Genomic DNA, 21,791 nt, shown 5'->3' on the forward strand with positions numbered 1-21,791 from the left:
ACCTGACTAATCGTACCAATGGGCATGCCATTGCTCTACCGTGTCATATTGTAAATACATTTTTAGGGCTTTTGCATAAAGATCAGCATGGCCATAACTTTCATTGAGCAGAATTTTGCAATCATGCACCCATTCAGCAATGGCATAACGCTGATCGGTGGCACCAAAAGGCACTTGAGTAGTTAAGACCGAGATACAGCCTTTGGCATAGAGCTGATTGATGAAATCTACGATCTCTGGATTGACGGCCAGATTGCCGGTTCCAAAACCTTGCAGGAATAGGAAGTGTGGCGGATGGGCTAAAATATTTTTCAGGTTATTGAACTGTTGGACTAAATCAATCGGCTGCATCATCAAGCTCATGCAGTTAAAATCTGGAGCTTTGGTAATATCGTCTGCCGTAACCTGACAACTTTGCTGGTTGGCCCGAATAGCGATATGAGCGTCCAGACCAGTAAAGGCATTCAGCTCAGTGGTATGCTGCTTTAAGGTAGTTTGAGCATGAATCAGTTGCTGATGAAAAGCTAGATAAACATTTGCATTACACTGAGTTACTGAAGCGAGCGCAAAGCTCAGATTGTCCATGGCATCGCTAAATTCGCGTTGCGCATCGCCTTCAGCATTCAGGAGGGGATACTGGCTGCCAGTCAGCACAATATGAGCTGAATTCCCCATAAAATGTGCCAATACTGCACTGGCATAGCTCAGGGTATCTGTCCCGTGAATAATCACAAAATGTTGTATCTGCTGTTCAGATTGCAGATTTTGGATAAATTGCACCAGTTCTAACCAGTCTGTAGCAGTACAGGCACTACTGTCCTTAATCACAGGAGCGCAGTAATACTGAATCAACGGTTGATCCGTAGCAAGCAGCTGTTCCAGTTTTGGAATAAATAAATCGGCAGACATAGGGGAGAGCGGGTCACCGACACAGCCAAAGGTGCCGCCCATATAAATCAGTGCAATATCTTTCATCATAAAAAAAGCAGCCAAATGTGACTGCTTTAGTGTAAAGGGAAATTGATTAAGATGCGATTTGATTCAGCAACTGATCGGCTTGCTGACGTTGTGCTGCTGTATATTCAGCTTCACGTTCAGCAATGACTTCACGGGCAGCTGCATAAGCGCCTAACTGGATATATTGCTGTGCCAGCTCCAGGTTAAGGTTCGCTTCATTAACTTCCATCAGCTCCGGGAAAGACTGCACCAATGGATCATGTTGATCGGTTGCTGTATTTACTGGCGCTGTCGGAATCTCAAAATTCACCCCTGTAGAAACAGGAGCTTCTTTTACAGCTTCGATATTATCAAGTTTGAAATCTAGTCCAGATGTTTCAGTCGTAGCAGGCGTTTCAGTTGCAGGCGTTGCAATATCAAGGCCAGAAAGATCAAACTCAGTCGCAGGTTCGGCTGTTTTTTCCGCAGCAGGTGCTGGAGTGTCTAGAGAGAAAGAAAAATCTAAAGGCTGGATTTCTTCTGTTGTTGCAGGCGCTGATTCTGTTTCTAAAGATACAGATGGTTCAAGCTCAAGCTTAAAATTCAGAACCGGTGCTGACTCAGTTGCTGCTGTTGGAGCAGTCTGGGTTTCAGCAGTACTCATCTGAAGATCAAATTCAACTGAATTATCTGATACAGGCGAAGCTTCTTCCGTTTTTACTGGCTCAGCCGCTGGAATCTTCGGTTCAAAGTTGAACTCTAAGGGTTGGATATCAGGTACTGGTTCCGCTACAGCAGCTGGTTTGCTTGGTTGCAGTTCCTGTTGTAATGCATCAAATGCCTGTTCGTTTGAAGCAGGAGTGGCAACCAGGTCTGCAAAGGCATCTGTAGAAGGTTTGCTTTCCTGTACAGGAGGGGTTTGTGGCTGAGCACTTGGGAAATCAATAGTATCCTGAACAGCGACCGAAGAGTTTTCAAACTCACGCTTTTTGACCTCAGCCTGAGCCAGAATATCTTCCAGTTCCAGAGAGCGAACATGGTTAATCAGCTGTGAAATCGCAAATTCATCTTTTTGCAGGATATGAATGTCGAGTAGCAGTAAATATAACTCATGTTGAGAATTATCGCGATTCAGTGCCTGATTGATTTGAGCTTCAGCTGCAAAGAAATTACGTTCCTGAATCAGACCTTCAATTTTCTTGCGTGTTTCTGCTGATAGAGGCGTTGCTGATTTTTTAACGACTCCGGCTGGCTCGACCACTTTGGTTCTTTGTGAAGTGGATTTTGACGCAGCGCCAGGTTTTTTCGCTTTTACAGTTTTAGTTTTTGCTTTATCTGATTCTTGAGCATCTTGTCGTTTTTTTACGACAATTAATACGATGATCAATATCACTAATGGAATCACATAAATCAGCATGTTTTACCCCTTGGGGATAGAGTCCTTAAGTTCGCCTATCCCAATAAATCGTCATGTGTAACTTTTTAATTAATTGGCTTTTTATCTGCCTGTTGTGCTTTAAGCTGCTTCTGCAGCTGGGCAAGACGAGCATTTAATAATTGAATTCTGTGATCCTTCTGATTGAGTGCCAATTCTAGTTCAGTTACGTTTCTCTTTAATTTAACGGTTTTTTCACGGGCTGTCATAACTTTTAATGACAACTCTTTCGAAGTTCGATTTTCTTTTGTGTTTGAGTTGGCAGAAACCTGGCCGGAATCACGCTGATTCTCGGCAACCAGGCTCATTTCTGCCTCATTCAGACGATATTTGGTTTTTGCAGCAGGTTTGGAGGGTACTTGAACAGACTTAGTCGCTGCGGCCTGTATCGGAGTTTTCGCAGTATGAATGGTCGCTAAATTAAGCGCTACACCTTTACGCAAGCGGTTGGCATCACCCCCAATAAAAGCATGTTCATTTTCACGCTTGATCTGCTGCATGACCTCACTCACTGGACGCTGCTGTTCATTGGCAATCCTGGAGGCAATGCCCCAAAGCGACTCATTTGACTGTACCACATAGGTCGGTTTGACCTGGGTTGAGGTGCTTTGTTTGATGACTGTTGGCTGTGCCTGAGTTTTAGCCGCTAAATTTGGTTTGTCCTGTGCAGTGGTAGATGCCGCCTGCTTGCGTGCCTGCTGTTCTGCATATTTTTTGACAAGTGGATCACTGGACACCATCTGGTTTTCAGTGTTTGTCGGTGCAGAAGCTTGCGCTGAGGCTGTATTTTTATTTGTTGGGACTACTGCAACTTCAGCTGGTTTTGTTTCAGCCTGAACTTTTGTCGCTGCAGCCTGTAAGTTTGGCGTTACATCTACTTGAGTTACAGCCGTGTTGATTGCTTTGGATGGAGTATTCACTGGCGCAGTGTTTACAGTACCAGCTTGCTGTGAACTATGACTTGTCGCTGCTACCGCAGTTTCAGTATTAAGTTTTGTTGGGCTTGTGACTTGAGCTGCAATACTCGATGTCGGCTCATGGGTCACAGCAGCTATCGCGGTTTTAGAGATAGAGCTGGCTGATAATGCAGGAGGTGCTGTGTTTTGCAAGGCTAACGGTTTTTCTGCCCCAAACGAGGTGGCTGGCTTGGATTGAGCATTGGTATAGCGCGTACTCACCGGTAAGTTTAGGGCAATATCTTTTTCACTCACGACTACGACAGGCGCGAGTGGCTGTTCATTCTGTTTCAGGCTGGCCTGTAACAAATCAGTTTTAGGTCTTAATGCAGTACGGATATGCTGTAGGCGTGCTGCATTGCCTTCCTTGATTTTTACAATGATATTTAATTCACGATCAGTGACCGGGCGCGAGGAGGTAATGGTAATAACCCCAGTACCATTACTGTTGCGACGGGTGAAAAAATTCAAATGACCCGGTGGCTGATGCGATGCACCCAGAGAAATCAGGTCTTCTGGCGAGGCTAAACTTACCTCAATGGGCAAGTTAATATCTGATTGACGGAAATTCATTTCCGCATAAAGCAATTCCCCAGGTGCAGACTGGATTTGTACCGGATCTACATTAATCGCATAAATATTTTGTGAAGCAACAATGGCTAAAATGGCAAGCTTTAATTTGTTATATACAGTCATCTGTGAGCTCAGTCATTATCGCATAGCGAAAATTATAGATTAACGGGATGTTTGTTTTTTGTAAAATACTTACGCAATAGTTACACAAAAAAGCCGATCAATAAAGATCGGCTTTGTGCTGTATTTCCTGACGGAAACTTAAGAATTTTTATAATCAATCAAGATACGCAGCATACGGCGTAAAGGTTCTGCAGCACCCCAAAGTAACTGGTCACCCACTGTGAATGCACCTAGGTATTCTTTACCCATGTTCAGTTTACGCAGACGACCAACAGGTACAGTTAATGTACCAGTGACTGCGACAGGAGTCAGATCAGTCATTGATGCTTCACGAGTGTTTGGCACAACTTTAGACCAGTCATTTGCATTTGCAATGATATCTTCGATCTCATCCAGTGAAACGTCTTTGCGAAGTTTCAGCGTTAATGCCTGAGAGTGACAACGCATTGCGCCGATACGTACACAGTGGCCATCAATCGGTACGATCTGCTGGTTACCCAGGATCTTGTTGGTTTCAGCCTGACCTTTCCATTCTTCTTTAGACTGGCCGCTTTCCAGCTGCTTGTCGATGTATGGAATCAGAGAACCCGCTAAAGGTACACCGAAGTTTGCAGACGGGAAGCCTTCACCACGTTGCAATTCAGCAATTTTAGAATCAATGTCCAGAATTGGAGAACGTGGATCATCTAGCAAGTCTTTGGTATTATTATATAAATAACCCATACCAGTAATCAGCTCACGCATGTTTTGCGCGCCCGCACCCGAAGCTGCCTGATAAGTCATTGAAGTTGCCCATTCCACCAGATTGTTCTGGAACAGACCGCCTAAGCCCATCAACATCAGAGAAACGGTACAGTTACCGCCCACGAAAGTTTTGGTGCCTTTGACCAGACCGTCTTTGATCACATGCATGTTCACCGGATCAAGTACGATGATTGCTTCATCATCCATACGCAGGGTAGATGCTGCATCAATCCAGTAGCCATCCCAGCCTTCAGCTTTCATTTTCGGGAAAACTTCAGTGGTATAATCGCCACCTTGACAGGTAATAATGACATCCATTTGCTTCAGACTGTTAATGTCTGTTGCATCCATAAGTGCTGGGGCAGTCTTACCACCAAATGCCGGAGCTTCACCACCCGCATTACTGGTAGAAAAATAGAATGGCTCAAAATGAGCAAAATCATTCTCTTCAACCATACGTTGCATAAGGACGGAACCCACCATCCCGCGCCAACCGACCAGACCTACTTTCATGTCACTTTGCCTCGGTGCGTTAAAAAATCAAAAGGGATTCGAGTGTATCAAAAAGGGACGTGACTGCAAGAGCTACACAATCAAAACATCAATATTCTTGAGCGAAATATCTGCTTTATGATACATACAAAATTGATAAAGCAATTTTTCTTTTAGAAAAAATAATAACTTAGTGAAGAGTGTATCTTATGGTAGGGTTTATCCAGATCATGGCAATCGTGGTCATCTGGTTAAGTTTCTGGTCGCTGATTCCCCGAGATGAATGGTGGATTCGTGGTGCAGATTTTCCACGTTTACAGATTCTGGTTTTGGGCTTCATTGCCTTTGTACTTTTTCTCCTCGTCGATCACCCATGGACGGCCTTCAATCAGCTGCTTTTTGTCGGCCTGATCGCTGCTTTGGCGTATCAGCTGAAAATGGTCTTGCCTTATACCTTTGTTTGGAAAAAACAGGTCAAGCAGGTCAAGCAGGATCAGCTGGATCCGGATCGTCAGATTTCCCTGATTGTCTCAAATGTCCTCACCACCAATACCAAATATCATTTACTGATTGAACAGATCCAGACCCATCAGCCAGACTTGGTCTTAACGCTGGAAACCGATAAGGCATGGCAGGATGCACTGGCCGTCATTGAGCCAGATTATCCCTATCGGGTGCCCGTACCTCTGGATAATCTGTATGGCATGCATCTGTACAGCAAACTTGAGCTGAGTGAAACCGAGGTTAAATTTATTCTGAGTGATGAAATTCCCTCGATTCATACCAAAGTCATGTTACGTTCCGGACAGCCGGTACAGCTTTATTGTCTGCATCCGAAACCGCCAAGCCCAACTGAAGCTAAAGATTCAACCTTACGTGATGCGGAACTACTGATTGTAGGGGATCAGATTAAGGATCTGGATGAAAGCTGCATTGTGATGGGAGATCTGAATGATGTGGCCTGGTCACGCACGACACGTTTATTCCAGCGTATCAGCGGTTTGCTGGATCCACGTGTCGGTCGACGCTATGTAAATACCTTCCATGCCGATTATCCTTTATTACGCTGGTCGCTTGACCATGTGTTTCACAGCACCGATTTCGCTCTGGTGCATATGGAGCGTTTAAAACACGTCGGGTCAGATCATTTTCCGGTTTATCTGGTTTTACAAACTGGGCGGGTATTTGAGCATCATCAGGAAGCGCTGGAAGAAACGGATCAGGATGATCAGGAAGCCAAAGAAGCGATTCAGGAAGGAATTGAAAAGGCAGAGAAAGAAGAGAAAAAAGTCACTGATAAGATTGCGATGGCTTATAAGAATGAGGGGAAATTCTTATAGTTTTAGCTGAAAAGTGTACGATATTGCTTACAGCAGTTTCCGCTTCTTGCGAATGGGCAGTACAGAGGAATCCACGTATTCTAAGCTCATCAGCACAGGGAGTCGAGAAAGGATATTCTCATAAGGAAGACGAAGCTGAATGAAAACATCATGGAAATGATGCTGAAAGGGAAATCACAACAACGAAGAAGCAATTATAATATATGAAAGCACAACCTCATTAACCCGGGTTTTACAGGATGTAGAACTCGGGTTAAATTATTTTTGGTTCATTTTTTTATTATAATTATTTGATTATTAAAATAAAATTTAAATTAAAAAATGGATATTACCTGAATGGAAGTTATGATTCCCGATCATGATTCAGTTAATGAATCCGAAGTGCTACAGCTCTATCTAGTCAATCAATGGTCAGCTGCAGAAAAACCTCAATTACTTTTACAGGCTTTGCAGCATTCTCATAGTCTGGTGACGGCACGTATCAACGGTCGGCTGTTCGGCTTGGGAAATGCGATTTCAGACGGTTATCTGGTGGTGTATTTCCCGCATTTATTGGTTCACCCAGAGGTGCAGCGACAGGGCATTGGTCGTCTGATCATGCAAGAAATGCTGCAACGTTATTCAGGATTTCATCAGAAAATTCTGGTAGCTGATCAGCATGCCACTGAATTTTATAAAACTCTAGGTTTTGAGCGTGCAGGGCATACACAAGCAATGTGGATTTATCAGGGAACAGATCATTGATTTTTCTTGCCAATAATACCGTTCATATTAATTCTAGTTCTTAATAGATTTTATCGTAGCCTTCAGGACGGGTCTTAAAGCGACGATGGAACCACATATATTGCGTCGGTGCAATGCGCAACTGGCGTTCAATAATCAGATTTACCCGGGTTGCATCATTGACTTCATCCGCACTTGGCAAATTCTCTACCGCAGGTTCGATCAATACACAGTAGCGTGGATTTTTAATATCCCCAGTCCGGTAAAAATAGAGTGGAATGGCAGCAGCTTTGGTTATTTTGAGTAAGCGACGATGTGCAGTTACTGTGGCTGCAGGTACCCCAAAAAAGGGCGCCATTACGCCTTGTTTTAAACCAAAATCCTGATCCGGACTGTACCAGATAGCATGGCCATTTTTCAGGTTACGCACCAGACCGCGCATATCATCATGGTCAATCTGGTTGACATAAATGGTGGCACGGCAGCGGTAAATCAGCATATCGAGCAAGGGATTATTTTGTGGTCGATACACCACATCCGGCTCAAAATACTGTGCACATAAATAACCGCCGGCATCCAGTAAAGTCGAGTGGGTGCCAAGCAATAAAGCCCCTTTACCTTCTGCCTGAGCCTGCTGGATATGTTCCAGCCCTTCAATCTGTACCCGGCCTTTAAACCATTCTGGGCAATACCAGGCATTCAAGGTCTCAAATACACCGAGCATCTGGTCAATAAAGACCATACGGGCATTGTCCTGAACTTCTTGAGCTGACCATTCCGGGAAACAGACTTCCAGATTGCGAAGCGTGGTTTCACGGCGAGATTTCAAATATTTAAATGCCATCTGGCCGAGTAGATCTGCCAGACGATGCTGAATCGCCCAAGGTAAGATGGCCAGAATCATCAGAAATACAATACCCACCCAGATACCCCAGTATTGCGGTAACAGGAATGACCATTGAAATTCACCGGGTTGGTATTCTGGCGTTCGACTCATAAATTCAATATTTAAAATCAAAGATGTCAGCAGTGTAGCAGAAGAGCTTTTTGAAATAAAAAACTGCAAAATAAAAAAGCACCTGTATGAATACAGATGCTTAGTGACTAGGCGATTTAAAGATTAACCTTTGGTCATATTTTCCAGTTCGTCCCAACGTTCCATTTTTTCCAGCAAAATCTCATCAATTTCGCCTAAACGTTCAGAGGCTTTGGTCGCTGCTGCGGCATCTGTGACAAACCACGAGCCATCCGCCAGTTTGTCGGAAAGTTCAGCTTGTTCTTTTTCCAGTGCTTCAATTTCAGCCGGTAACAGTTCCAGTTCACGCTGATCTTTGTAGCTAAGTTTTTTCTTTGGCGCAGGTGCTACAGGTGCAACCGCTGCTTCAGCCTTGGCTTGAGCTTTTTTGACTGCCATTTTCTGGTCAACCACAGTCTGATCTGGACGTTGTTCCAGATAATCCTGATAGCCACCGACATATTCATCAATATTACCTTTGCCATCAAAGACCCAAGTCGATGTGACGACATTGTCCATGAAGGCACGGTCATGCGAGATCAGTAGCAGGGTGCCTTTGTATTCCGCTAGCATTTCTTCCAGCAGTTCCAGCGTTACCATATCCAGATCGTTGGTCGGTTCATCCATCACGATCAGATTTGATGGTTTCAGTAACAGTTTGGCGAGCAGAATACGGTTACGTTCACCGCCAGATAGAGCTTTAACTGGCGTACGGGCACGTTCTGGCGAGAACAGGAAGTCTTGCAGATAGCTGTAGATATGACGACGTTGGCCATTCACATCGACATGATCTGAACCTTCCGAAACGTTATCTTTAACTGATTTTTCCAGATCCAGCACATTACGTAGCTGGTCAAAATAAGCAATTTCCAGCTGGGTTCCGGTTTTGACTGTACCGCCATGCTCGATTTCTCCCAGAATGGCTTTGATTAGTGTGGTTTTACCGACACCATTATCACCTACCAGACCAATACGATCACCACGCATTACAAGCGCCGAGAAATCATTAATAATCGGTGCATTGTCACCAAACTTCACGCTCAGATGTTCAATCTCGAACACCACTTTACCTGAACGCTGTGCTTCCTGAGTTGACATGTTGACTTTGCCTTGCTGGAAACGGCGTGCTTTAGACTCTTCACGTAATTCTTTCAGAGCACGAACACGACCTTCGTTACGGGTACGGCGCGCTTTAATACCTTGACGAATCCAGGCTTCTTCTTCAGCCAGTTTTTTCTCGAACAGGGCATTTTGTTTTTCTTCTGCTTCCAACTGCTGAGCTTTTAGGTCGAGGTAACGTGAATAATTGCCTTCATAGCTACGCAAAATGCCACGATCCAGCTCGACAATACGGGTCGCAATACTGTCCACAAAGGCACGGTCATGCGAAATAAACAGTAAGGTCAGGTTATTCTGTTCTAGCAGGAATTTTTCCAGCCATTCAATACTTTCGACATCCAGATGGTTCGTTGGTTCGTCGAGTAACAGCACATCAGGTTGAGTGAGCAGGGCACGTGCCAACAGAACACGGCGTTTACGGCCACCGGATAAATCAGCAAGATCCGCTTCCGGATCCAATCCCATTTTACTCAGGATTGAATTAACCTTAGTTTCCAAAGCCCAGCCATCCAGCTGATCCATCTGATGCTGCAAATGTCCCATGCGGTCACAGGCTTCCATATCACCGAGCACGCAAGCTTCACTGGCTTCATGATAGGCACGCAACACTTCTGAAGCTTCACCGGCGCCATCAGCAACAATATCTGCAACCTTGCCAGAATCCATTGGCACGTCTTGGGCCAGCATGGAAATGGTGATGCCATTTTGTAACGAAACTTCACCACTATCCGGGAGTAAACTTCCTTCAATCAGTTTAAGTAAGGTAGACTTACCCTCACCATTACGGCCAATCAAACATACTCGTTCACCGCGTTCCAAATTAAAGTTGGCGCCGTCGAGCAAGGCAGGTCCGCCAAATGCCAGTTGGACATCCCTTAAAGTAATATAGGCCATAATGTTAATGTTTCCTGAAATCCCAAATGAGGACTTAAAATGACTAAACAACAAAATCTAAATGATCAGGCGTCATTTTCCGCACCCATTGAAGATTTGCAAGTGCGAATTGCATTTTTAGATGATTTAGTTGAAGAGCTGAATCAGCAGGTCACTCGCCAGAATCTGGAAATTGCCGATTTAAAAAAACAAATGCAGTTGTTATATCAACGTGTTGAGTCTGCAGATTTGTCCGAAGGGATTGATGCTTTTGATCCGGTCACCAACCGTCCACCGCATTATTAATTTACAAATAATTTTTAAAAAGAAAGCAAAAAGAAAGCCCTCCAGTCGTGAGGGCTTTCTTTTAAGCAGGTGAAGCTCGATAAACCTAAACCAAGTCACCACTTTTACTTCGTCCAAGATGATCTTTAAAATCTAAATATCGTCATGGAAGGTGGAAACTATTTGACCTTTCACACACTTCCTACTCTAATAGTATTTTTCTAGCTCAGTTTTTAATCTTGCCTTATGCACCAAAAAGTTGTCCTTCTTGATCTCGAAAATAACTTTCCTACAGCTAAACTGTTACGTGACATCGTTGAACATTATCCGACCTTGTATCTGTTTAACTGTGCCGGAAAATTCGAGTTTGCTCTAGAAGAACTGACTGAGTTGGCCAGCTGGATCAGCAGCGGACAAATTATTATTCTGGATGTCCCGGAAGCAGAGCATAAAGAATATGAATATGCCGTGATTGTGGGTCAGCTGATGGCTTTGCTGGAAGCAGATACTCATGTCGAGCTGATTTCAGCCATGGATAGCAGTGAAATGCTGATGAAAATGCTTCAGGCTTCGGATATTGATTGCAGCCTGATTCAGGTGCTGCCAGAGGATGCATCCAGAGGGGCTCAAGATAAATCTAAAATCCAGTTGCCAAGTATTGAAGCCATTAAAGCAAAACCGGCTTTGCAGCTGGTGAAAAAGTACTGTGATGCGCTCGGCAAGATGAGTGGTAAACCGACCACGCTCGAAACCTTAAAAAATTCAGTCACCAATATTCTGCAAGTTTTACCAGGCAAAGCGCAGCATGTAGTTGGAATGCTGATTAATCTGAAAATAGTCAAACGTTATGACGAGCAGATCAGTTTCCGTAAAAAAGTTTTGAAACAGTGGGTGCAACTAGATCTCAATGACAACCAACCTGCTGAAAAACGAGCTTTGGATCAGGTAGTCTCGAAGCTCAATACTGAAGAGCCTGTTGTTGAACCTGCTCAATCTCCAATCCAGTCTGCCCAGCAAGGTCTGTTCAAAAACTTTAATAAAATTGATCCGGTACAGCTCGAAGTCGCACGCAAGCTGTGCGAATTACAGGGAAATAAGCCTAAAGATATTTATGAATTACGTGATTTACTCGAGCAGTTATTTCCACAGTCAGATGTCCGTCTTTTACTTAAAGAGTTGATTGAAAAAGGATATATTTATTGGAATGGTCACGAAGTGTTATATAGTCATGAGATGTTTCTAAATTAGAATAATCTCATGAGGGCATATGAAAAAAATACTGTTATTGGATATTGAAAACTTACCCAAAACTGAAACAGAGCTCCTTCAATATCTTGCCCAATATCAATATGTTTATCTGGTCTATGCCAAAACGCCCATGGGGTTTAGTCTAGACGGTGTCGTCAGGCTTGCACCTGCAATCAGTGCAGGAAAACTAAAAGTCCTGAAGATGCCTAAAATAGGTAAAGACGCTGCTGATTTTGGCCTATGTTTTATTGCTGGATAGCTTTCTACCCAATATAAAAGCTCTGAAGTTTGCTTCGAGATTATGTCGAATGACTTTTCTATGGAATATGTGGCGGACTTACTTAAAATTTCCAAATTTCAGGTTAAAGTTATTTCAGCTAAACCATTAGTCAATCCAAATATTGCTCAGCAAATAAAAGCAGAAATAGACATTCAAAAACTGATTTTTCAATACTGCTCCAATTTAGTAAGAAGTAACTTTTCTAAGCCTGCAAAAGTAGAAAGTTTAATCAACTCGCTTAAAGCCAATTTAAAAGTGGAAGAAAAATGTGCTCAGCTTTTAGTGGATGAGTTAATCAGAATAAAAATTATTAAAAATCAGTCTAGTAAAATTCAATATCAGACTGCAGCAATTGAAAAATTTTATAAACAGCATTTAGCTACCGTCGAAACCGTCGAAACCGTCGAAACCGTCGAAACCGTCGAAACCGTCGAAACCGTCGAAACCGTCGAAACCGTCGAAACCGTCGAAACCGTCGAAACTCAAGATGAAGTGACTGAAAGAAAATTAAGTCATTTACGTCTGCGCCTGATGCCTTATCTCAATGTTGTTGCAGAACGTCGGCCTAAATTTATTGCCAGTTTCGAGGTGTTACTAGAGCGATGCGTGCCTAAGGAAGAGGTCCGAGAATCATTCAATTTACTCATTAAACATCAGCTAATACAGTTAAATAAACGGGAAATTATTTATAGTCCGCAGCTGCTGGGAAATTAAATTTATCCAGCGGTGCTTGCCTTTTATAGCGGGCTTATGCAAATCTAATATAAGAACATAAAGGTTGAACTATGGAAAATACCGGAATCTGGGTGGCAGTTGTCATCATCGTTTTCGTACTGGGATCTATTTTTGGTCTGCGTGTGAGTCCTAGAGAAAAGGCATTAGGACTTATGCGTGATAAAGCCCGCAAGATGGGCTTACATCCACGTCTGGTGGTTGCACCTGACTGGACTAATATTCCCAAGGTGACTGAAAGTCGTGCCAGTATGGTGGCCTATTATAGTGTGCTGCTTCCAGATGCCCGTTTACCGCTGATGCGTGCCCGCGTGGTTGATAACAAGCTTGAACTGGTGCATGGGGATGACAAATTTAAAGATTTTCCCATTGCATTAAAGGGCATTTATGCTATTGATATGCAGGCAAACTGTGTAGGACTCTATTGGGATGAAGAATCTGATCTTAGAGCCACACAACTTGATGACATCAAGGCACTATTACATTCTTTGGCTGAACTTTAATTTTAGAAATAAACAGGATTAAACGGTTAATATGGCGAACGCTCCTCGGTCCACATCAAAAAGCAGCACGGCGAAGTCTTCCGACGCTGGAAGTAAACGTGCCTTGGTGATTGTGGAGTCGCCTGCAAAAGCGAAAACAATCAACAAGTATCTCGGTTCAAACTACATCGTAAAATCTTCGGTGGGTCATGTGCGTGACTTACCGACGGGCGGCTCTGCGAAAACTGCAGAGAAAAAACCGGTGACCCGAACCAAGCTGACTGAAGCAGAAAAAGCGGAAAAATCACAGCAGGCGTTGATTAACCGGATGGGTGTCGATCCAGAACATGACTGGAAAGCCAAATATGAAGTCCTTCCGGGCAAGGAAGGCGTAGTCGCTGAACTGAAAAAACTGGCATCGCAAGTCGATGAAGTGTATCTCGCAACGGATTTGGACCGTGAAGGGGAAGCGATTGCCTGGCACTTAAAAGAAGTGATCGGCGGCGATGATTCACGCTACCAGCGTGTGGTCTTTAACGAAATTACCAAAAATGCCATTCAGGAAGCGTTTAAGCAACCATCTCGTCTAGATACCAATAAGGTCAATGCCCAGCAGGCGCGCCGTTTCCTGGACCGTGTCGTCGGCTTCATGATTTCGCCACTGCTCTGGGAAAAAATTGCCCGTGGTCTGTCTGCGGGACGTGTACAGTCTGTCGCTGTAAAGCTGGTCGTGGAACGCGAACGTGAAATTCGTAAGTTCATTCCTGAAGAATACTGGCAGGTTTTTGCAGATACCAAATCCAAGAAAGATGATATTCGTCTGGAAGCGGTCAAGCAAAATGGCAAGACTTTAAAGCTGCATAATAAAGCTGAAACTGACGCTTTACTAAATCTGATTAAAGACGCCGAATATAAAGTTATTAGCCGTGAAGATAAACCGACCAAGGTCAATCCAAGTGCGCCGTATATCACGTCTACCTTGCAACAGGCCGCAAGTACTCGTTTAGGTTTCTCCGTCAAGAAAACCATGATGCTGGCGCAGCGCCTGTATGAAGCTGGTTTTATTACCTATATGCGTACTGACTCCACCTTCCTGAGTGATGATGCAGTCAACATGGTGCGCGGTCATATTGAGGCAGAATATGGCGAGAAATATCTGCCAGCCAAGCCGAACCGTTATGGTAATAAAGCCGGTGCGCAGGAAGCTCACGAAGCCATTCGTCCATCTAATGTCGCGCTGAAAGGCGATAGCCTGGCTGGAGTGGAACGTGATGCACAGCGTCTGTATGACCTGATCTGGCGTCAGTTTGTGGCCTGTCAGATGACACCTGCTGAATATTTATCTTCTACGATTTTAGTCGATGCCAATGGTGTCGAGCTGAAAGCCAAAGGTCGTACCCTGGTATTTGATGGTTTCACCAAAGTTCGTGGTACCAACAAGGCAGATGACGATATTTTATTGCCAGCTGTCAAAGTGGGTGAAGTGCTGAAGCTGGAAAAACTTGATCCATCTCAACATTTTACCAAGCCACCGGCACGTTTTACTGAAGCATCTTTAGTCAAAGAGCTTGAGAAAAAAGGTATTGGTCGCCCTTCGACTTATGCTGCCATTATCTCGACCATTCAGGATCGTGGTTACGTAAAACTGGAGAACCGTCGTCTCTTTGCCGAGAAGATGGGTGAGATCGTTACTGACCGTCTGGATGAAAGTTTCAATAATCTGATGAACTACGACTTTACTGCAGACCTTGAAAGTCAGCTGGATAAAGTGGCAGATGGTGAGCGCAACTGGAAAGATCTGTTAGACAGCTTCTATGGTGACTTCAAGAAACGTCTAACCAATGCTCAGGGTGAAAACGGCATGCGCCGCAATCAGCCTGTAGAAGTTGAAGCAGTCCATTGTAAAGAATGTGACCGTCCGATGCAGATCCGTACCGGCACAACAGGCGTATTCCTGGGCTGTTCAGGTTATAACCTGCCACCGAAAGAACGTTGTAAAGGTACATTGAACCTGACTCCGGTTGAATCTCTGGCAGCACTGTCTGATGATGATGCCGCTGAAACCGCTGATCTGATGTCGAAGAAACGTTGTCCAGTCTGTGGCACTGCAATGGACAGCTATGTGATTGATGGCGGCCGTAAACTGCATATTTGTGGTAATAACCCGGACTGTACAGGTTATGAGCTGGAAGAAGGCGAATTCAAGATTAAGGGTTATGATGGCCCAACCATTCCATGTGACAAATGTGATGGTGAAATGCAGCTGAAAACTGGCCGTTTTGGTCCATATTTTGCCTGCACCAGCTGTGAAAATACCCGTAAAGTCTTAAAGAATGGTCAGCCTGCACCTCCGCGCGTTGATCCGATCAAGATGGAACACCTGCGTTCAACCAAGCATGATGATTTCTTTGTTCTGCGGGATGGTGCCGCAGGTCTGTTCCTGGCTGCGAGCAAGTTTCCGAAAGTCCGTGAAACTCGCGCACCGAAAGTGGCAGAACTGCGTACTGTGGCGGATCAGCTGGATCCAAAATATCAGTTTATTCTGCAGGCGCCAGATGTGGATCCTGAAGGGAATCCAACCTTGGTGAAATTCAGTCGTAAGAACCAGTCTCAATATATTGGATCAGAAACCCCTGAAGGCAAGCAAACCAAATGGTCGCTGGTTTATCAGGATGGCAAATGGGTTGAAGCCTAAGCTATAAGACATCAAGAAAATGCTGACGAAAGTCGGCATTTTTTTATGACTAAGTATTTTTGATCAACACAGTTCTAGGATATTCTAGGCGTTAAATAATAAAAGATTAAAATAGGAATCATCGATGACTTGGCTAGATAAATTCCTGTTCTTAAGTATTGGATTAGGATCTATCCTGTATTTCATGCTTGAAAAGATTAATGAAATGGGTATTCCTATGGATCGGGGAATGATGATTATTCTGGTGATTATTATGTCGCTGGTTACTTTGAGCTGTGTTTTATATCTGCGCTCTGAAGATCAAAAAACGAAACAAAAATAACATTTAAATTAACTCTCTATTGGCATGTTCATATGTGGAAAAAAATCCGAATCCTGATTTTATTGATGATTTTATTTGTGGTGGCAGTAAATGCTTATCGAGATCAGAATCAGGACTGGAACAAACCAATCTTTGTTCTGTTGCATCCGATCAATGCAGATGGATTGGCGACTACACAGCAATATATCCAGCAATTGTCTGCTCAGGATCTAAAAGGGACACAAGAATATCTGGAAAAAGCGGCCCAGCAGTACAGTGGACAGCCCACTTATTTTTATTTTAATCTGGGACGTGAACTCAAAGAATTGCCGCCTAAAGTGCCGGAGCAGGCCTCCTTGCTTGGCAATATTTTATGGAGTCTAAAATTCCGTTTCTATGCCTGGCAACAGCAGCAAGGTTCAGATCCTTCATCGAATGTTACTCTCTTTTTAAATTATTATGATCCTGCACACACCCAGCAGTTAAAGCATTCAACGGCTCTGCAAAAAGGCCGGATTGGTTCAGTCAATCTATTTGCTTCAAGCAGACAGTCTGACCAGAATAAGATTGTTCTGGTACATGAATTACTGCATGCCTTTGGCGCTTCAGATAAATATGATCTCACTACAGGCCAGCCGATATACCCCGTCGGTTATGCTAATCCCAATCAGCAGCCTTTATTTCCCCAAACCAAAGCTGAGCTAATGGCAGGGCACATTCCAGTATCGCAAAGCACCAGTAAAATGCCAGAATCTTTAAATCAGACTCTGATTAATGAAATCACGGCGATTGAACTTGGCTGGAAAAAATAATTAACGAAGTGCTGAATAAACCGGCATAAGTTACTATTTTTATAGGTAAACTCAGTCAATTTCTAACAAATTTCTCCATGATTTAAGAGCATAATCAAAGTCATAGCCAATTACTTGAGAAGAATATGAAGACTGTTGGAAATGATCTGGTTCGGCATCAATTGCATGAAAACCGTAAATGGTATTTAGGCCTGGGTGCCTTATTAGTGTTATTTGGAATCGTACTGTTAGCGTCGCTGCCTTTTGCCACCTTATCTGTAGTATTCCTGTTTGGGGTCCTGATGATGATAGGTGGGGTAGTTCATCTGATCGCCGGGATTAAAATCTTCGATGGGACATTTCGCTGGCTCTGGCTGCTATTCGGTATCATCTATTTTATTGCGGGATATTATGCTTTTAGCACGCCAGCGAAAACTGCGATTGTACTGACCCATCTGCTTGCGGTTGCTTTGATTGTGGCGGGAATAATTCGCGTCTTGAATGCTTTTATCTTTAAAGCATTTCGCGGCTGGGGCTGGACTTTATTTTCCGGGATTTTAACTTTAGCTACAGGTATCCTGATTCTATTGTCACCGAATGCACCGTTCTGGGTTCTAGGTGCTTTTCTGGCAATCGATATTTTGTTCCAAGGGATTAACTATCTGACTTTAGCTTCCTATATCAAGCATCGTGTTCCAAAAAGCTCCGCAGATATTTAAGTAAGACCAGTATAAAAAAGAGTGCAATGAGCGCTCTTTTTTTATTGGCATGTTCAGCTTTGCCTGTAAGATGGGTATGCATTTCAAATTAGTATAAAACCTATAACGCGGCCGATCATATTCATGAAAATCTTTGTTCTAGCTCCCGATTCATTTAAGGAAAGTATGACTGCCGAACAGGCCTGTCAGGCGATGCAGCGTGGTATTTTGCAGGTCTTTCCTGATGCAAATTGTATTACTGTACCAATGGCAGATGGTGGTGAAGGAACTGTAGATGCATTAATTTTAAACCTAAAGGGTGAACGAGTAACGTGCCAAGTCACTGGGCCATTAGCCAGTCAGTCGATCGAAACTTACTTTGGCTTGGTTGATGCTGGTCAGACCGCAGTGATTGAAATGGCGAAAGCCAATGGCATTCATCTGCTCGAAGCTGCTCGACGTAATCCCATGTTGACCTCGACTTATGGCACAGGGGAAATGATCAAACAGGCGTTAGATCTTGGCGTAAAGAAAATCATTATTGGGCTCGGTGGTAGTGTGACCAACGACGGTGGTGCTGGAATAGCACAGGCTTTGGGAGCCCGATTCTTAAATACTGAGGGAGAATCAATTCAGGTCTGTGGTGGTAATCTGGATCAGATTGATCAAATTGATTTTTCCCAACTCGATACTCGTTTAAAAAATACAGAAATCCTGATTGCTTCAGATGTGAATAATCCATTGTGTGGACCGAATGGTGCTTCAGTGACCTTTGGGCCGCAGAAAGGTGCAACATTGGAAATGGTGCAACAATTGGATCGGAACTTGAGTCATTTCGCTGATCTGGTTGAAACAAGCTTAGATATTTCTTTTAAAAACTTTCCCGGTGCAGGGGCAGCTGGGGGATTGGGCTTTGGATTAATGGCGTTTGCAGGAGCAAAGCTGCAATCCGGTGTGGTGTTAATTATGGAACAAAATAGGCTAGCGGAAAAAATTGCGGATGCAGATTATGTCTTCACTGGCGAGGGTAAGATTGATCATCAGACTGCTTTAGGAAAAACACCGTTTGGGATAGCACAGGTTGCCCAGCAATTGAATAAACCGGTAATTGCGTTTGCAGGTTTGGTCGGTGAAGGGATTGAGTCACTGTATCAGACTGGATTTAGCCAGATTGTCAGAATTAATCCACCAGATTGTTTATTGGAAGAAGCCTTAAAGAATGCAGAAATTAATCTGGAAAAAGCAGTTGTTCAAACTGTTCAAAATATTCAGGAACAGGGTGTTTGAGTAAGATGGTCATTGCCGCAAAAGCTTGATAAAAAGACAAATATAAACGCATAAGCAGATTTTACTTTTCAAGGATGAGAATCCTCAAAATATATTTTGAGTTCGCAAGGTAACAAAAATCCTTTGCTAGGTTGAGTGTATATCCCATACCCCAATCCAGCAGACGGCATTCATGCCGTCAACCCTATAGCGAATTAAGAATAAAAGTTCGGTCTGTTTCAGAGCAGCTCAAAGCTATAATAAGAGTGATCTGTTAAACTACACCTATCCACAAATTGATGAGTGACCATGAGTTTAGCCTCCCTGATAGATGAACTGAATCCGCAACAAAAGCAAGCTGCAACAACAGAAGCAAAGCACAGTTTGGTTTTGGCTGGGGCGGGCTGTGGCAAGACCAAAACTATCGTGGCGCGTGCAGCTTATCTGATTGATCAGGGTGTACCAGCGAATCAGATTCAGATTCTGACCTTTACTCGTCGTGCGGCGAGTGAAATCGTGGCACGGGTGGAACTGGCACTCGGTGAACAGGCCAAAGGCTTACGTGCATCGACGTTTCATACCTTCTGTATGTATCTGCTGCGCCGAATTCCAAAGGCTTTTGGTCTGGAACAGTTTTCAATTATTGACCGTGATGATCAGCTGATGATGTTCCGTCTGATTCGCGGGCGTGATGACAAGAAAAATCCGAATTACCTGCCAAAGCCACAAGAACTCTGTGATTTATATTCTTTTGCGCGGAATACCCGGCAAAAACTGAGTCTGTCTTTGGAAAAACAGATGCCGGAATATCTGGCACTCAAAGACCAGATTGCCGACATCATGAAAGAATATGAAGCGCGTAAGCGTGCGCGTAGTTTTCTGGATTATGACGATATCCTCGCTGTAGTGGCGACTGCTTTGGCGCAGTCTGAAGGTCTGGTGGAGTATGTGGCTTCCATCTGTCGACATATGCTGGTGGATGAAATGCAAGATACTAATCCACTGCAATGGGCATTACTTGAACCCCTCAAAGAACATATTAGCCTATTCTGTGTTGGGGATGATGCGCAGTCGATTTATGGTTTCCGCGGTGCCGATTTTGAAAATATTCACCATTTCAAAGAGCGTGTGCCGGATGCAAAAATTTTTAAACTAGAAAAGAATTACCGATCAACCCAGGAAATTCTGGACCTGTCCAATTGGTTACTGGATCAGTCCGAAATCAAATATGACAAACGTCTGGATGCGCATCGTGGTGAAGGCATCAAGCCAAAGATGCACATTTTCCCGAATGAGTTTGATGAAGCGAAATGGATCGCGATTAATATAAAAGAGCGCCATTATCTGCAAGGCAGCAAATGGTCCGATCATATGGTGCTGGTACGTTCCAGTTATGCAGCGCGACATATTGAAGCAGCTTGTATCGCGGCCAATGTTCCGTATCGATTCATCGGCGGGATGAAACTGTTAGAAACTGCACATGTAAAAGATCTGCTCAGCCTGTTGCGTGTGGTGGCGAACCCGCTGGACGATATTGCCTGGATGCGCTTTTTGACATTATGGAATGGTATCGGTGATGTCAGTGCAAGCAAACTGTCACAGCAGCTTTTAGCTGAGCCAGAGATGGAAAAGATTGCCGACAAGCTGGAAAAATTTGGCAAGATCCCGCTAGAAACCATTTTGATCATGAAGCAAATGGCGGTACTCAAAACCGAAGTACAGGCCTGTGTTGGTCTGGCAGTACAGGCGATTGAAGCACAACTGGCCGAGAACTATAAAAAGGACTGGAATCGCCGCCAGGGTGATTTTGAATTGGTTAAACAGCTAGCTTCTAAACATGCTCAAGTGAGTGAGTTTCTGGAAGAGTATGTGCTCGATCCGGTCTCTATTTCTGAAATTGAACGCCAGTCGGATACGGATGTAGTGACCCTCATTACCATTCACTCGGCCAAGGGTACGGAACAGAAAGTCTGTTATGTGGCCAATGTCACGCCGGGACAATATCCGCATGCACGGGCGCAAGGGGATTTCGATGATGTCGAGGAAGAGCGTCGTGTGCTGTATGTAGCGTTGACTCGTGCACAGAATGAGCTGATTCTGACCAAGCAAAACCTCAATCACTGGGCGCGTGAAACGGTAGATGAGCAGGGACGTAAAATTGAAAGCTATTTTCTTAATGATCTGAACCGCAATTTATGTGTCACAGAAACCCATTACAAAACCCGTCAACAGACTGTGAAAAGTGCTTTAATCGAGCGCCAGTCGATTAATTTAGATTTTGGGATTGATCTCGATTAAACTATCCCTTCTGGGTTTGACGCAAAAAGTAGAGTAGGCACGTGCTTTTTGATTATTTTTGCCTATCTTCTTAAGGTTATCCGATGAAAATTTTAGTTCGTAACTTGGCACGCACTGTAACAGAAGCTGAATTGCTGACCCTGTTTCAGCAATACGGTACTGTTGAATCTTGTGCGCTAGTCATGGATGCAGAAACAGGCAAGTCTAAAGGTTTTGCTTTCGTAGAAATGCCACATGGCCGTGAAGCTGTTAAAGCAATTAAAGGTTTAAATACACTGCGCCTGCATGGTCAGGGGATTCGTGTGAAGCAAGCTGAAGAAAAGCCACAGACTTAATAACACCTGATAAAAAAGAGCATGTGTGATGCCACTGCTGTCCCATAGTTT

Annotated in this window: 20 protein-coding genes; 14 read left to right on the forward strand and 6 right to left on the reverse strand. The window is 43.9% G+C overall.

The genetic code is table 11. The features are described 5' to 3' along the window. Positions 1–6: 6 nt before the first annotated feature. From B3143_RS02430 to asd, 4 genes are all read right to left on the reverse strand, one after another. Positions 7–978 (reverse strand): asparaginase domain-containing protein, encoded by a 972-nt coding sequence (locus tag B3143_RS02430; RefSeq protein ID WP_104427023.1) that lies wholly within the window; start codon positions 976–978, stop codon positions 7–9. A 46-nt stretch (positions 979–1,024) separates the two neighbouring features. Next, positions 1,025–2,353 (reverse strand): fimbrial protein FimV, encoded by a 1,329-nt coding sequence (locus B3143_RS02435; RefSeq protein WP_175966657.1) that lies wholly within the window; start codon positions 2,351–2,353, stop codon positions 1,025–1,027. Positions 2,354–2,418: 65 nt separating this feature from the next. Continuing rightward, the gene (locus B3143_RS02440; RefSeq protein ID WP_286739372.1) at positions 2,419–4,023 is read right to left on the reverse strand and encodes a type IV pilus assembly protein FimV; all 1,605 of its coding nucleotides are present in this window, start codon (positions 4,021–4,023) and stop codon (positions 2,419–2,421) included. Positions 4,024–4,161: 138 nt separating this feature from the next. Next, complete coding sequence (asd, locus tag B3143_RS02445) at positions 4,162–5,280, reverse strand: aspartate-semialdehyde dehydrogenase (protein WP_034169859.1); 1,119 nt, start codon at positions 5,278–5,280, stop codon at positions 4,162–4,164. 188 nt (positions 5,281–5,468) lie between these two features. On the opposite strand from asd, the gene B3143_RS02450 reads away from it, so the two are divergent. Both B3143_RS02450 and B3143_RS02455 read left to right on the forward strand, forming a co-directional pair. Continuing rightward, positions 5,469–6,599, forward strand: a complete 1,131-nt coding sequence (locus tag B3143_RS02450; protein WP_034169860.1) for an endonuclease/exonuclease/phosphatase family protein — start codon at positions 5,469–5,471, stop codon at positions 6,597–6,599. A 336-nt stretch (positions 6,600–6,935) separates the two neighbouring features. After that, the gene (locus B3143_RS02455) at positions 6,936–7,343 is read left to right on the forward strand and encodes a GNAT family N-acetyltransferase (RefSeq protein ID WP_034169861.1); all 408 of its coding nucleotides are present in this window, start codon (positions 6,936–6,938) and stop codon (positions 7,341–7,343) included. Between the two features lie 40 nt (positions 7,344–7,383). Here the strand turns inward: B3143_RS02455 and B3143_RS02460 are convergent, their stop codons facing one another. Both B3143_RS02460 and B3143_RS02465 read right to left on the reverse strand, forming a co-directional pair. Further along, positions 7,384–8,319 carry a lauroyl acyltransferase gene (locus B3143_RS02460; protein WP_104427022.1) on the reverse strand — a complete coding sequence of 312 codons (936 nt, stop codon included), beginning with the start codon at positions 8,317–8,319 and terminating at the stop codon, positions 7,384–7,386. A gap of 123 nt (positions 8,320–8,442) precedes the next feature. Next, entirely contained in the window at positions 8,443–10,350 is a 1,908-nt protein-coding gene (locus B3143_RS02465) for an ATP-binding cassette domain-containing protein (RefSeq protein ID WP_034169862.1), read from the reverse strand. Between the two features lie 39 nt (positions 10,351–10,389). On the opposite strand from B3143_RS02465, the gene B3143_RS02470 reads away from it, so the two are divergent. The 12 genes from B3143_RS02470 (at position 10,390) to B3143_RS02525 (ending at position 21,740) form a co-directional block, all read left to right on the forward strand. Next, complete coding sequence (locus B3143_RS02470; RefSeq protein WP_005232320.1) at positions 10,390–10,635, forward strand: SlyX family protein; 246 nt, start codon at positions 10,390–10,392, stop codon at positions 10,633–10,635. Between the two features lie 225 nt (positions 10,636–10,860). Next, positions 10,861–11,862, forward strand: coding sequence for a hypothetical protein (locus B3143_RS02475; RefSeq protein ID WP_286739374.1), 1,002 nt, complete (start codon positions 10,861–10,863; stop codon positions 11,860–11,862). A gap of 19 nt (positions 11,863–11,881) precedes the next feature. Then, a complete protein-coding gene (locus B3143_RS02480; RefSeq protein ID WP_286739377.1) occupies positions 11,882–12,121 on the forward strand; it encodes a hypothetical protein in 240 nt (79 codons plus the stop codon). Between the two features lie 60 nt (positions 12,122–12,181). Next, a complete protein-coding gene (locus tag B3143_RS02485) occupies positions 12,182–12,856 on the forward strand; it encodes a hypothetical protein (protein WP_286739379.1) in 675 nt (224 codons plus the stop codon). Positions 12,857–12,927: 71 nt separating this feature from the next. Then, positions 12,928–13,377: an ammonium transporter gene (locus B3143_RS02490; protein ID WP_005232313.1), complete on the forward strand. Its 450-nt coding sequence runs from the start codon at positions 12,928–12,930 to the stop codon at positions 13,375–13,377. A 31-nt stretch (positions 13,378–13,408) separates the two neighbouring features. Next, positions 13,409–16,051, forward strand: a complete 2,643-nt coding sequence (gene topA, locus B3143_RS02495) for a type I DNA topoisomerase (RefSeq protein WP_286739381.1) — start codon at positions 13,409–13,411, stop codon at positions 16,049–16,051. Between the two features lie 124 nt (positions 16,052–16,175). Continuing rightward, positions 16,176–16,373, forward strand: a complete 198-nt coding sequence (locus tag B3143_RS02500; RefSeq protein WP_286739383.1) for a hypothetical protein — start codon at positions 16,176–16,178, stop codon at positions 16,371–16,373. Positions 16,374–16,405: 32 nt separating this feature from the next. Further along, a complete protein-coding gene (locus B3143_RS02505) occupies positions 16,406–17,164 on the forward strand; it encodes a hypothetical protein (RefSeq protein ID WP_286739386.1) in 759 nt (252 codons plus the stop codon). A 125-nt stretch (positions 17,165–17,289) separates the two neighbouring features. After that, a complete protein-coding gene (locus B3143_RS02510) occupies positions 17,290–17,862 on the forward strand; it encodes an HdeD family acid-resistance protein (protein ID WP_286739387.1) in 573 nt (190 codons plus the stop codon). Between the two features lie 123 nt (positions 17,863–17,985). Beyond that, positions 17,986–19,128: a glycerate kinase gene (locus B3143_RS02515; RefSeq protein ID WP_286739388.1), complete on the forward strand. Its 1,143-nt coding sequence runs from the start codon at positions 17,986–17,988 to the stop codon at positions 19,126–19,128. Positions 19,129–19,416: 288 nt separating this feature from the next. Next, entirely contained in the window at positions 19,417–21,405 is a 1,989-nt protein-coding gene (locus tag B3143_RS02520) for an ATP-dependent helicase (protein WP_286739391.1), read from the forward strand. Between the two features lie 83 nt (positions 21,406–21,488). Further along, complete coding sequence (locus B3143_RS02525; RefSeq protein WP_286739393.1) at positions 21,489–21,740, forward strand: RNA recognition motif domain-containing protein; 252 nt, start codon at positions 21,489–21,491, stop codon at positions 21,738–21,740. Positions 21,741–21,791: the final 51 nt, after the last annotated feature.

Source organism: Acinetobacter sp. UBA1496, from assembly GCF_002324975.1.
In the GTDB taxonomy this organism is placed as follows: domain Bacteria; phylum Pseudomonadota; class Gammaproteobacteria; order Pseudomonadales; family Moraxellaceae; genus Acinetobacter; species Acinetobacter variabilis.

Bases quoted from the DNA above. Each gene is read 5' to 3' on its own strand.
- B3143_RS02430 (WP_104427023.1), bottom strand. From the start codon at position 978: ATGATGAAAGATATTGCACTGATTTATATGGGCGGCACCTTTGGCTGT.
- B3143_RS02435 (WP_175966657.1), bottom strand. From the start codon at position 2,353: ATGCTGATTTATGTGATTCCATTAGTGATATTGATCATCGTATTAATT.
- B3143_RS02440 (WP_286739372.1), bottom strand. From the start codon at position 4,023: ATGACTGTATATAACAAATTAAAGCTTGCCATTTTAGCCATTGTTGCT.
- asd (WP_034169859.1), bottom strand. From the start codon at position 5,280: ATGAAAGTAGGTCTGGTCGGTTGGCGCGGGATGGTGGGTTCCGTCCTT.
- B3143_RS02450 (WP_034169860.1), top strand. From the start codon at position 5,469: ATGGTAGGGTTTATCCAGATCATGGCAATCGTGGTCATCTGGTTAAGT.
- B3143_RS02455 (WP_034169861.1), top strand. From the start codon at position 6,936: ATGGAAGTTATGATTCCCGATCATGATTCAGTTAATGAATCCGAAGTG.
- B3143_RS02460 (WP_104427022.1), bottom strand. From the start codon at position 8,319: ATGAGTCGAACGCCAGAATACCAACCCGGTGAATTTCAATGGTCATTC.
- B3143_RS02465 (WP_034169862.1), bottom strand. From the start codon at position 10,350: ATGGCCTATATTACTTTAAGGGATGTCCAACTGGCATTTGGCGGACCT.
- B3143_RS02470 (WP_005232320.1), top strand. From the start codon at position 10,390: ATGACTAAACAACAAAATCTAAATGATCAGGCGTCATTTTCCGCACCC.
- B3143_RS02475 (WP_286739374.1), top strand. From the start codon at position 10,861: ATGCACCAAAAAGTTGTCCTTCTTGATCTCGAAAATAACTTTCCTACA.
- B3143_RS02480 (WP_286739377.1), top strand. From the start codon at position 11,882: ATGAAAAAAATACTGTTATTGGATATTGAAAACTTACCCAAAACTGAA.
- B3143_RS02485 (WP_286739379.1), top strand. From the start codon at position 12,182: ATGGAATATGTGGCGGACTTACTTAAAATTTCCAAATTTCAGGTTAAA.
- B3143_RS02490 (WP_005232313.1), top strand. From the start codon at position 12,928: ATGGAAAATACCGGAATCTGGGTGGCAGTTGTCATCATCGTTTTCGTA.
- topA (WP_286739381.1), top strand. From the start codon at position 13,409: ATGGCGAACGCTCCTCGGTCCACATCAAAAAGCAGCACGGCGAAGTCT.
- B3143_RS02500 (WP_286739383.1), top strand. From the start codon at position 16,176: ATGACTTGGCTAGATAAATTCCTGTTCTTAAGTATTGGATTAGGATCT.
- B3143_RS02505 (WP_286739386.1), top strand. From the start codon at position 16,406: ATGTGGAAAAAAATCCGAATCCTGATTTTATTGATGATTTTATTTGTG.
- B3143_RS02510 (WP_286739387.1), top strand. From the start codon at position 17,290: ATGAAGACTGTTGGAAATGATCTGGTTCGGCATCAATTGCATGAAAAC.
- B3143_RS02515 (WP_286739388.1), top strand. From the start codon at position 17,986: ATGAAAATCTTTGTTCTAGCTCCCGATTCATTTAAGGAAAGTATGACT.
- B3143_RS02520 (WP_286739391.1), top strand. From the start codon at position 19,417: ATGAGTTTAGCCTCCCTGATAGATGAACTGAATCCGCAACAAAAGCAA.
- B3143_RS02525 (WP_286739393.1), top strand. From the start codon at position 21,489: ATGAAAATTTTAGTTCGTAACTTGGCACGCACTGTAACAGAAGCTGAA.